Origin of the sequence: Candidatus Endoriftia persephonae (assembly GCF_023733635.1) — a bacterium.
Lineage (GTDB): Bacteria > Pseudomonadota > Gammaproteobacteria > Chromatiales > Chromatiaceae > Endoriftia > Endoriftia persephonae.
Genome location: NZ_CP090569.1, coordinates 2802720 through 2815051, shown reverse-complemented (window position 1 = coordinate 2815051; position 12332 = coordinate 2802720). Strand labels below are relative to the sequence as shown.

Sequence of the window (12332 nt, the reverse complement as noted above, 5' to 3'; positions counted from 1 at the left end):
AGGCCGATTTGATAGAGGCATTCGTACTCCATCGTAATCGTTACGCATAATAATGATCCCCTGCCTCTCCGAAATAGATAGCATTCAAAAGCATTATTTAGACTTTCTCGATGCGCTTGAAGATGGTGGCTTTGCAGGGGACCTCAATCCGGATTACGGCAACCGTGTCGTACTCTCCACTGACAACAGTATCTATCAGGTGCTGCCGCAAGGGGTAATCTATCCTCAAAACGCCGATGATCTCGTCCTCATTGCACGGCTAGCCGGTCAAGAAAGGTTCAATCAGGTCCGGATCACCGCCCGAGGTGGTGGCACTGGTACCAATGGCCAATCTCTCACCGATGGATTGGTCGTCGATATCTCCAAGCACATGAATGCCATATTGGAGATTAATGCCAATGAGCGATGGGTCCGAGTACAGGCGGGGGTGGTCAAGGATCAGTTAAACAATGCCCTCAAACCCTATGGTCTGTTTTTTGCACCAGAACTCTCTACCAGCAATCGCGCCACCATAGGTGGAATGATCAGTACAGACGCCAGTGGTCAAGGGTCAATACTCTATGGCAAGACCCGTGATCATGTGCTGGAGTTGAAGAGCATTCTGCTGGGTGGCGGGGTATGGCATTCTGCCCCACTGAGTGATGATCAGTTTACGGAAATATGCTGTCGCAATGACCAGATTGGCACCATTCATCGAATGCTGGATCAGATCTACTGCGACAATAGAGAGCAAATTGATAACCGTTTCCCCGTACTGAACCGATGCCTGACAGGCTATGACCTGGCCCACATTCGGGATGAGCAGGGCCGATTCAATCTCAACTCCATACTGTGTGGGGCCGAAGGATCACTGGGGTTTGTTGCGGAGGCAAAACTCAATCTGCTACCAATCCCAAAGTTTTCAGCGCTAATCAATATTAAATACGATAGTTTTGAGTCATCGCTCAGGGATGCTAAGGCGCTGATGGAGTGGGGGCCAACGTCGATCGAGACCATTGATTCCAAGGTTCTCAATCTGGCGATGCAAGATATCGTCTGGGAAAGCGTTCGTGACTACTTCCCACAAAATCAGCAGGAAGTGGCGATTTGCGGCATCAACCTAGTGGAATACACCGGCGATGATGAACAGCAGTTACGCAGGCGAGTTGACAAACTTACCAACTATCTCAAGCAGGTCAGTGGTAAAACTGGAAAGTGCTTTGGGTACAGCACCGTCTACGGTGCTGGAGAGATTGATAAGATTTGGGCGATGCGCAAGAAGGCGGTTGGGTTGCTGGGTAACACACAGGGCGAGAAGCGACCAATTCCATTCGTTGAGGACACCGCCGTACCACCGGAGAGCCTGGCCGACTACATCATGGAGTTTCGACAACTGCTGGATGAGGCCAATCTGCAGTATGGAATGTTCGGCCACGTAGATGTAGGGGTGCTGCATGTTCGCCCCGCGATCGACATGAAGGACGAACAGCAGGCACGACAGATCCGCACCATCACCGATCAGGTCGTCAAACTGACCCAGAAATACCGTGGCCTGCTGTGGGGCGAGCACGGCAAAGGGGTGCGTTCTGAATATACGCCGGAGTTTTTTGGCGAACTCTATCCTGAGTTGCAGAAGATCAAGGCCCTATTTGATCCCCACAACCAGTTGAATCCTGGCAAGATCGCCACCCCGCTTGGTTGGGAGGGATCACTGCTCAAGATCGACAAGGTTCCCACCCGTGGTCAGCATGATCGCCAGATCGCTCCGGCCGTTCGGGATGAATACACAGAAGCGATGTTCTGCAACGGTAACGGAGCTTGCTACAATTATGATCCCAGGGATGTCATGTGTCCCTCCTGGAAGGCGACTCGGCAACGTATCCACTCTCCAAAAGGACGCTCATCTTTGGTTCGTGAGTGGTTAAGGCTGCTGTCTTGCAAAGGTGTGGATGTTGTCGCTGAGAGCCGTTTGGTCAAAAAAAACTCGTTTATTGCGACCCTGCCTGGCCGGATCAGAAACTCCCTCTCCAGACGCAATGGCAGTTACGACTTTTCCCACGAGGTTCATGTAGCGATGATGGGTTGCCTGGCCTGTAAATCCTGCGCCGGTCAGTGCCCAATCAAGGTCAATGTGCCCGATTTTCGTGCCCGCTTTCTTGAGCTGTATTATGGGCGTTATCTGCGCCCGGTAAAGGACTATATTGTCGGTGGTCTGGAGTTCATGATCCCCTGGCTGGCGAGATTCCCTGCGCCCTATAACTGGGCGGTAGGCAACAGAATCATTGCTAAACTCATGCGCCGCTATCTGGGAATGGTCAATAGTCCAGCCATCTCTACCCATACTCTCAAGGGGGGGCTGGAGCAGCGTACTTTACCCCTCGCGTCCATTGATGCGATCGAATCGCTGACACAGAACGAGAGAGATGCAGCAGTCATCATCGTCCAGGATGCCTTCACCAGCTACTTTGAATCCCAGTTGGTCCTGGATCTGGTGGATCTGCTGAGAAAGCTGGATTTTACTGTCTTGGTGGCGCCGTATCGCCCTAACGGTAAACCGCTGCACATCCACGGTTTTCTACAAGCATTCGAAAATACCGCCAGACAGAACGCCCAGATGCTAGCGGAGTTGGCGACCACCGGTGTGCCTCTGGTGGGAATAGACCCCTCGATAACGCTGACGTACCGTGAAGAGTACCGGAAGATCAAGGATGCAGAAGTGGTAAACGTCATGCTCATCCAGGAGTGGCTGGCTCAGCAGCGTGAGATTCTGACGACACATGGAAAAAAACTGCTGCCGCACCACTTCAAACTGCTCGCCCACTGTTCCGAACGGACATCAGCGGTGCAGACGATTCGTGACTGGCAACAGATATTCCAGGCGCTTGGGCAACAGCTCGAAACGCTGGCAACTGGGTGTTGTGGTATGGCTGGCACCTTTGGTCACGAAGCAGACAATCTGGAAACCTCAAAGAAAATATATCAGCTGAGCTGGTCGGAGGTGATCAACGACCCCGACAACCGGGGTATATTGGTTGCGACTGGCTATTCCTGCCGCAGTCAGGTCAAACGGTTGGACAATCAGCGGATACCCCATCCGGTTCAAGTGCTCAACAATCTACTGTGAAACGGACTTTTTCCCTGCCAGTAAAAGCCAGGTATCGACCACCGTATCGGGGTTGAGCGAGATGCTGCTGATGCCCTGTTGCAGCAGCCACTCAGCCAGGTCCGGGTGGTCCGAGGGCCCCTGTCCGCAGATGCCGATATAGCGGCCGCGTTTGTGGCAGGCGTCGATCGCCATGCGGATCAGCGCCTTCACTGCCGGGTTGCGCTCGTCGAAGCTGGCGGCGACCAGCGCCGAGTCCCGGTCGAGGCCGAGGGTCAACTGGGTGAGGTCGTTGGAACCGATGGAGAAGCCGTCGAACAGCTCGAGGAACTGCTCGGCCAGCAGTGCGTTGGAGGGGATCTCGCACATCATGATCAGGCGCAGGCCATTGTCGCCACGGCGCAGGCCGTTGGCCGCCAGCGCATCCACCACCCCTTGGGCCTCTTCGACGGTGCGCACAAACGGGATCATGATCTCCACATTGGTCAGCCCCATCTCGTCGCGCACTCGCCTGAAGGCACGGCACTCCAGCGCAAAGCAGTCACGGAAGGCCTCCGAGGTGTAGCGGGAGGCGCCGCGGAAGCCGAGCATCGGATTCTCTTCCCGCGGCTCGTAGCGTTCGCCGCCGATTAGGTTGGCATACTCGTTGGATTTGAAGTCCGACATGCGCACGATCACCGGCTCTGGTTGGAACGCCGCCGCCAGGGTGGCGATGCCTTCGCTGAGCCGCGCCACATAGTACTCGACCGGATCACCATAGGCGGTGATGCGTGGTGCAATCTGCGCCTTCAGCTCATCCGGCAGTTGCTCATACTCCAGTAGCGCCCGGGGGTGGATGCCGATCATGTTGTTGATGATGAACTCCAGTCGCGCCAGCCCCACCCCCTGGTTGGGGATCATGGCGAAATCGAAGGCTCGGTCCGGGTTGCCAACGTTCATCATCACCTTCAGCGGTACCTCCGGCATCTGCTCTAGCTCGACCCGCTGATAGTTGAATGGCAGCTCGCCCCTGTAGATGAAGCCGGTGTCGCCCTCGGCGCAGGAGACGGTGATCGGCTCGCCGTCCGGGATCGTCTCGGTGGCATTGCCGCAGCCCACTACCGCCGGTACCCCCAGCTCGCGAGCGATGATCGCCGCATGGCAGGTGCGCCCACCGCGGTTGGTGACGATGGCAGCGGCGCGTTTCATGATCGGCTCCCAGTCTGGATCGGTCATATCGGTGACCAGCACCTCGCCGGGAATGATGCGCCCCATCTGCTGCAGATCGGTGATCAGACGTGCGGTGCCGCTGCCGATGCGTGCGCCAATGCTGCGCCCCTCGCACAGCAGCTCGCCGCGCTCGGGCAGGCTGTAGCGTTCCACTACCCCGGCGCTGCGGCTCTGCACAGTCTCGGGCCGTGCCTGCACGATATAGAGCTCGCCATCGTTGCCGTCGAGGGCCCACTCGATATCCATCGGCTGGCCATAGTGGGCCTCGATGGCGACTGCGTGGCGCGCTAGTTGCTCGATCTGCTGGTCGTTGATGGAGAAGCGCTGGCGGCGCGCAAGTTCCACTTCGACGCTCTGCACCAGTGCCTCAGCGTCGTTGGCGTAGCGCATCTCGATCGCCTTTTCGCCCAAGGTGCGGCGCAGGATCGCGGGGCATCCCGCCGCCAGGGTTGGTTTGTGCACATAGAACTCATCCGGGTTGACCGCCCCCTGTACCACCATCTCGCCGAGGCCATAGCTGGAGGTGATAAAGACCACGTCGCGGAAGCCCGATTCGGTATCCAGGGTGAACATCACGCCGCTGGCGGCCAGATCGCTGCGTACCATGCGCTGAATGGCGGCGGAGAGGGCCACCTGGCGGTGTTCAAAGCCCTGATGCACCCGATAGGCGATGGCGCGGTCGTTGAACAGTGAGGCGAACACCGCCTTGATCTGCTGTTTGATGTTATCGCGGCCGCTGACGTTGAGGAAGGTCTCCTGCTGACCGGCAAAGGAGGCGTTGGGCAGGTCCTCGGCGGTGGCCGAGGAGCGCACAGCCCAACTGACCTCGCTGCCATACTCCGCCTCCAGATCGGCCCAGGCGGTATCGATAGCCCGTTCCAGTGCCGGCTGGAAGGGCTGCTGCATCATCCACTGGCGGATCTGCGCGCCGGTCTGGCTGAGCTGGTCGATATCGTCGATGTCGAGCCGCTCCAGTTGTTGCTGGATGCGCCGGTCCAGCCCATCCTGGGCGAGAAAGTCGCGATAGGCCTGGGCGGTGGTGGCGAAGCCGCCGGGAACCTTGATGCCAGCTTTCGAGAGGTGCTGGATCATCTCGCCGAGGGAGGCGTTTTTGCCGCCCACCTCTTCGACCTGGTGGATGCCGAGATCCTTGAGTCTGAGCAGGTAGTCGCTCATCGACCTCTCCTGTGTTGTGGTGGTTTCGGGCAGGTTTGAGCGAGGCCAAGCGCGCACCTTTTGGGACGTGCTAGTGTGGGGATGTGCGGATCTCCATCCCAAGCTGCAGCCTGAGCTTTACCGGGCATCTTGGTCCGTGCCTTTTGCTGGCTGTCGCTTTTGGATGAGGGCAGGGGAGTTGGAGATGGATTTGAGGATCGCCAGAGCTGCCGGATAATCGAAAGCCGCTATCTGCTGCCCGAACTGCTCTACTCCCGATCCGAACGTGTTCTTCAATAGTGCTTCGGATTCTGAGAACAATCTGTTGGCAGTCGTATCGTCAATCGACAATAACGAGCTGAGTCGCTCCAGTATTTTCTGTGCCTCCACAGGATTCGCCTCGGCCGATGGCTCTTGATCCATCTGCTCCGCTATGTGGGCCAGTGCATCGTGGAGATTAGTTTGGTCAATCATGACGGCATTCATGAGCCGGGTAGCCTCTTCACCGCCTCCCTTACCTTTAAGGCTGTGCAAATACTCTTCCAGCGCCCTGGCGGTTTCCTGCAGATGTGTCAGGCTCAAGGTGCCTGCTGCACCTTTGAGGGTATGAGCCAGATGCCGTGCTTCGTCGATCTTCCCGTCCGCGAAGTGTCCGCTCAGCTTGCGCATGTCTTCACCATGGGTAGTGTCAAGCTGGCGTAGCAGGCGCAGATAAGCCGTTGCGTCGCCACGTAGGTTGCGCAGTCCTGTCTGCGCGTCCAGCCCTTCGATAGCCGCAAGCTGCGCGCGCAAGACAGTATCCTCTGCCGTGACGGGAGTGGATGGGGCTGTTTCATAAGGGGGCGGAGTCAAATTATTTAAAGCTTGAATGTTTGCATTCGATTTCCCGGCATAATTTGACTCCGACCCCGTCATTACACGCTTTGGCAGCCATTTGGCGATGGTCGAGAAGAGGCTTTCTGGATCGACCGGTTTGGCGATGAAATCGTTCATGCCGGCCTCCAGGCAGGCCTGGCGATCTTCTTCGAAGACATTGGCGGTCATCGCCAGGATAGGGAGCGCCGCTTTGCTGGCCATGGAGCGGATTACGCGTGTCGCCTCTCGGCCATCCATCTCCGGCATCTGGATGTCCATCAGAACCAGGTCATAAGCGGTGGCGCGAACCATTGTCACTGCTTCCCGGCCATTTTCCGCCGTATCCACGGCCAACCCCGCGCCACTCAGCAACTCCATCGCCACTTCGCGGTTAATGGCATTGTCCTCGACCAGCAAGATGCGCGAACCAGCATGATAGGTGCGTAGTGCCGTCTCGGCGTCCGCCACCACCTCGGTGCAAGGTGCAGTCGGCTGGATGCCGTGGCCACGGCTAAGCCTGGCGGTGAACCAGAAGGTACTGCCCCGGCCCGGTTCACTCTGTGCCCCCACCTCGCCGCCCATCAGCCGTGCCAGGTGCCGGGTGATGGCCAAACCTAGGCCGGTGCCGCCGTATCTACGCGTGGTGGAGGCATCGACCTGTTCAAAGGCTTCGAACAGACCGGACAGCTTGTCAGGCTCGATGCCGATGCCCGTGTCCTGCACCTCGAACCGCACCAGGATCTCATCACCTCGTTCTTCCAGCTTCTTTGCACGCATAAAGATCGTTCCCCGCTCGGTGAATTTGACAGCGTTGCCGGCGTAATTGAGTAAGGCTTGGCGAAGGCGGGTTGGGTCGCCCCGGAGCCAGTGCGGCACTGTGTTTCGATCCACTTCGATGGTCAATCCCTTCTCTATGGCCTGCTCTCTCAACAGCGACTGGATATGATCGAAGATCGCATCCAGGTGGAAATCCGACTGATCCAGGGTCAGCTTTCCGGCCTCGATCTTGGAGATGTCCAGGATGTCATTGATGATGGAGAGCAGATGCCGGGCGGCGGCATCGATCTTGTTGAGCCGTTCCGATTGCTCAGGCGTCGGAACAGCGCGCTGCAGCAGATGGGTGAGCCCAAGGATGGCATTCATCGGGGTGCGGATCTCATGGCTCATGTTGGCAATGAAGGCGCTTTTGGCCTGGTTAGCGGCTTCCGCTCGTTGCCGTGCCTCGGCTAGCTGCGTGGTGCGTTCCACTACCAGTTCCTCGAGGTGATGGCGGTGCTTGTCCAGTTCTTGGCCCAGACGTTTCTTCTCGGTGATGTCTTCCTTGACCGCGACGTAGTGGGTGATCGTGCCGTCGGGCTGGCGCAGCGGTGCGATGTGGGCGAATTCGATGTATTCGCCGCCGCCCTTGCGTCTGTTGTGTAACACGCCCTTCCAGGGTCGGCCGTTGTGCAACGCATCCCACAAGGCTGCGTAGGTCTCGGGCGGGGTCTTGCCCGATTGCAGAATGCGCGGATTTTTGCCCATTACCTCCTCCCGGCTGTAACCGGTCACACGCAAAAAGGCCTCGTTGACGTATTCGATCTCGGCATCAAGATTGGTGATGACGATGTTCTCCGGGCTCTGCTCCACCGCCAGGGCCAGCTTGCACAGCCGTTCCTCTATCTGCTTGCGCTCGGTGATGTCCAACAAGGTGGCGATGACGAACTTCACTTCGCCGTGGTCGCGGTAGCAGGCCATCGTGAGATGTGTGTAAATGCTGTTGCCGGCCTTGTTATAGAGGCGCTTGTCCAGCTCGTAGTCGTCGATCTCGCCAGCCAGCATGCGATTGAACTGGGCCTTGTCGGCAGCCAGGTCGTCCGGGTGTGTCATCTCAGCCCATGTCATCCCCTTCAGTTCGTCCTCGCTGTAGCCCAGCAGATCGTACAGGTAGGGGTTGACCCGCAGCCATCCTTTCTCGGGCGAAGTGATGGCAATACCTAAGTTACCCAGGTCGAACTGGGAGCGGAACAGAAACTCACTCTCGCGCAAGGCTGCTTGAGCCTCCCGCTCGTCCTCGAGCACGCTCAGCAAGGTGCGCCGCGCCTGGTCGGCCTTGATCAGCAGGCGCTCGGTTTCCGCCTGGGCGGCCCGGCTGGTCTCCTCAGCGCGTTTTCGCGCGTCGTTGTCGATGACCAGGCCCTCCAGGGCCAGCAGTTCTCCTCCCTTCCCGTAGATTCCCGTCCCGCTCTCCCAGGCCCATTTTTCCTTCCCCTCCGCGGTAAGTAGGCGGTATTCAAGTTCGAAGCGGCCGTCTGCCGCCAACCCGGCTTGTACCTCATCCCAGACCCGCTGCCGGTCGTCTGGGTGGATCAGTTGGGCGTAACTGACCCGCTTGTTCCCGAGCAGATCGGCCGCCGGGTGGCCGGTCAGGGCCAGGCAGCCCTCACTGACGAAATCCATGCTCCATTCCAGGTCGTTGTGGCAGCGATAGACCATGCCCGGCAGGTTGGCCATCAGCGTTTCCAGGCGGCGATGGGTCTCGTATAGCGCTGCCTCGGCTCGCTTGCGCTCGCTGGTATCCAGCATGGCGCCGATTACCCGGTACGCCTGGCCATTGGCGCCGCGTAGTATCTCCCCCCAATCGATGGTATGGGCCCAGCGACCATCCTTTGTCCGAAAGCGGTACTCGGCGTGGAAACCGCTGTCTCCCCGCTCGATGGCATTGCGGATCGTGGCAAGCACCTGCTCACAGTCGTCCGGGTGGATGCGGTTGGTCCACCACTGTTCAGAGTTTTCATCGATCCGTCCGCTGGGCCAGCCAAACATCTGGGTGAAGGCGCCACTCCACTCGGTGATATCGTCAGCGATATCCCAATCCCAGACCGCCGCCGGTGCCTTATTGACCACCAGGCGGAGGCGCTCCTCGTTGGCCGCCAGTTCCTGGGTACGTGCCTGTACCTGCCGCTCCAAGCCTCCGGCCTGATCGCTCAGTCGCCGCGCCAGGCACCTGTTGGCGTAGGTGGAGCCGGCCAAAACCAGCAGCAACAGGGCAATAGTCAGGCTGACCCACCGGTGCTGGCGTACGGCCTCCAGCAGTCTCACTTCTCCGTAATGTTCGTAGGGCACTGCCTTGAGGTCTCGCAGCACGCGGTGGATGGGCTGGTAGTCCAGCGGGGTGGTCCAGCCGGTGACGCGGGCGGTTTGCGCGGCCGGACTGTCGGCTGGCATAAGCAAAAGTTGCGCCGTAACCTGACGCGCCACCTCATTGTCCACGTGGGGCAGGCGGGCGAAGCTGTGCTCGGGATAGAGCGGTGTGCTGAGCAGATAGGGAAAATCTGGCTCCTGGCGCGGGTTGAGTACGCGCACATCGGCAAGACGCAGCCGGCCTTCGGCGGCCAAGACCTCCAGTGTGTCGGTACGCACCGCACCGGCGTCTACCTCGCCGCTCAGCACCGACTGCACCAGGCGGTCGAAGGGGTAGCCGCTGTAGCGCAGCGCCTCGAAGTCCTCAGGCCGCACACCCTGGCGTTCAAGTTCATGCCGGGGCATCAACCAGCCACCCCAGGCCTGGGGGCTGACGGCCATGAAAGTCTTGCCCTTGAGATCGGCCAGATGGATGATGTCGGATCGGTCGGCGCGGGTGAAGATCACCGCGCCGAAGTGGGCGCCAGCATCGCCACCGGCGGAGTTGACCAGGGTGGCGGTGCGGATCGCGCCGTGGTGCGCTTCCAGCTCTACATAGTTGGCGCCGTTGGTGACCACGAAGTCCAGTCGTTGGTCCATCACCGCTTGGCGCATCTCCTCCAGGCTCAGGGGCAGGATGACGAAACGGTGCTGGGGCAGGCGTTCGGCCAGGTAGTCGGCGGTGGGCTGCCACTCGGCTAGGGCCTTCTCCGGGCCGCGATGGGCCAGTATGCCGATGTGGAACTCGGCCGCCCAGGCGGGCGCTGTTTGCTGCACCAGCACTAGTACCAGCACGGCGGGCAGGAACAGCGTGCGCATCAGCCAAGGCGCGGGCCGGCGCAAACAATGCGGAGGAGGTGCGGACGCGTGCTCAGTCACGGCTCTTCCCTTCTTCCTCCACGCTGGAATAGCGTGGCGGCAGACCCAGTTCGGTAAGCAGGGCGTTGACCTCGTGCTTCAGCTCCAGCGAACGCCCCTCGCGTCCCAGAGTGGCGTCGTGCCAGCGGCGCAACTCGTCGAGCTGGGCGGCGAGTTCGGCCTCGGTCAGTTTGCGCTCGGTGATGTCGATGACAATGCCCTGATAGTGTGTGATGTTTCCATCGGCGTCCTGCTCTGCCGTGGTGCGGTCGTCGATCCAGTGAACATCTCCATCTGGTGTGACGATCCGATATTCCTGTTGAAAGTGGGTCATACCGCTGGCGGAATAGTCCTGCATCTTGTGCGTGACCCGCTCCCGGTCGTCGGGATGCACGATCGAGGCGAAGGGCGTCTCGCCAGAGCGCAATTCCTCAGGCGTGTAGCCAAACTGGGTTACATTATCGGAGACCAGTTCCACCGGCCAGCCGTCGGCTGCCTTCCATCGAAAGAGCACTACCGGACTGTTCTCGATAATCAGACCGGCTTGCCGCAATGCCTCCATCGCCTGCCTACGATTTGTCTCTTCCTCAAATTTATCCAGCGCGAAGGAGATATCCCGGGCTGTCTCTTCGAGCAGATTTATCTCCTCTGCATCAAAGAAATGGGGTTCAACGGCATAAACATTTAAAGCGCCAATAACGGTGTTATCTAATCGTATGGGAAAAGCACCTGATGAGCGGTAGCCTTTTTCAAGGGCTCGCTCGCGCCAGGGTGCAAATTCGGGGTTGGTTTCCAGGTCATTGAAGACAACACTCTTTCCCTCACGGATTGACCTGCCGGTAGGTCCTTTTCCGGTTAAATCGTCGGTGAGAGAAATTTTAATATTTTGCAGATAATCAGAGCCTTCACCACTAAAGGCAACCGGGTCGACCAATTGGTTTTCTTCATCAAGCAATCCTATCCATACCAATCTGAACTTGCCGAATTTGATGGCGATATTACAGATGGTCTGAAATAATTTTTGCTTATTCCGCTCCTTTACAATGGCCTGGTTGACCTGACTCAACGTGGCGTATAGTCGGTTGGCTTTATGTAGCTTTTCTTCCGCTCGTTTACGCTCGGTGATCTCTTTTTCCAGTGCCAGCGTCTTCTTCTCAAGCTTATTGATCAGACGCTCGTCATAGAGCCTTAGCACCTCCTCGCCAGTTCTAAGTGTCGGCGTTCTGAGCTCTATCTTGCCTGCATCCAGATCCCTGACTACGCTCTGAATGATCTTCATGAACTTATCCGGCTCGGTAGGCTTGATGATGAAGCGGGCCGCACCAAGGCTCAACGCGAATTCCTCATCTTTGGTTTCCGTATAGGTGGCGGAATAGAAGACGAAGGGAATGTTCTGCAGGCGCTCGTCTGTCATCCACTCACAACAAAGGCGGAAGCCATCCATAACCGGCATCATGATGTCGGAGATTATGATGTCCGGCGGGCTCTTACGGGCGGCCTTCAGGGCATCTTCTCCGTTGGACGCCGAGACCACGGCGTGGCCATGACCTTCCAGCAGCACCCGCAGCATGTAGAGGTCATCCTCGCGGTCATCAACAATAAGCACGCTTTTCATGGTTCATGTCCATTCGGTGCTGCTGATGCTGGCAGATACCGCTCCAATTCTGATGCGAATGAAGCTGGGTTGATGGGTTTTTCTATATAGCCCTCACAGCCGCTGGCGAGAATTTGCTCCCGGTCTTTGTTCATGGCGTAGGAGGTCACAGCCACGATGGGGATATCGCTGGTTTCGGGCTGCTGTTTGAACCGCCGGGCGACCTCATGGCCATCCATGGCCGGCAACTGGATATCCAGGACAATCAGCGCCGGCTCAATCCGGCTCGCCAACTCGAGTCCCTCACGTCCATCCCGCGCCCCAACAACCTCGTATCCATGCTTTTCCAGAAGGAAAGTTTCCATGTAGAGGTTTTGCTCATTGTCTTCAATAACAAGTATCCTGGCTTTCATCCGA

Annotated in this window: 5 protein-coding genes; 1 reads left to right on the top strand and 4 read right to left on the bottom strand. The window is 58.3% G+C overall.

What is annotated here, in order from left to right:
- Positions 1–52 precede the first annotated feature (52 nt).
- Positions 53–3103 (top strand): D-2-hydroxyglutarate dehydrogenase YdiJ, encoded by a 3051-nt coding sequence (gene ydiJ / locus L0Y14_RS12665; protein WP_005959008.1) that lies wholly within the window; start codon positions 53–55, stop codon positions 3101–3103.
- On the opposite strand, the gene ppsA is transcribed toward ydiJ, so the two are convergent.
- The 4 genes from ppsA to L0Y14_RS12645 form a co-directional block, all read right to left on the bottom strand.
- Positions 3095–5467: a phosphoenolpyruvate synthase gene (ppsA, locus tag L0Y14_RS12660; RefSeq protein ID WP_006475352.1), complete on the bottom strand. Its 2373-nt coding sequence runs from the start codon at positions 5465–5467 to the stop codon at positions 3095–3097. The two genes, ydiJ and ppsA, sit on opposite strands and share 9 nt — an antisense overlap.
- Before the next feature lie 117 nt (positions 5468–5584).
- Entirely contained in the window at positions 5585–10282 is a 4698-nt protein-coding gene (locus tag L0Y14_RS12655) for a PAS domain S-box protein (protein WP_006475353.1), read from the bottom strand.
- 52 nt (positions 10283–10334) lie between these two features.
- Positions 10335–11936, bottom strand: coding sequence for a GAF domain-containing protein (locus L0Y14_RS12650; protein WP_040819839.1), 1602 nt, complete (start codon positions 11934–11936; stop codon positions 10335–10337).
- The gene (locus L0Y14_RS12645) at positions 11933–12328 is read right to left on the bottom strand and encodes a response regulator (RefSeq protein WP_005959013.1); all 396 of its coding nucleotides are present in this window, start codon (positions 12326–12328) and stop codon (positions 11933–11935) included. Before L0Y14_RS12645 ends, L0Y14_RS12650 begins: the two co-directional genes overlap by 4 nt.
- Positions 12329–12332: the final 4 nt, after the last annotated feature.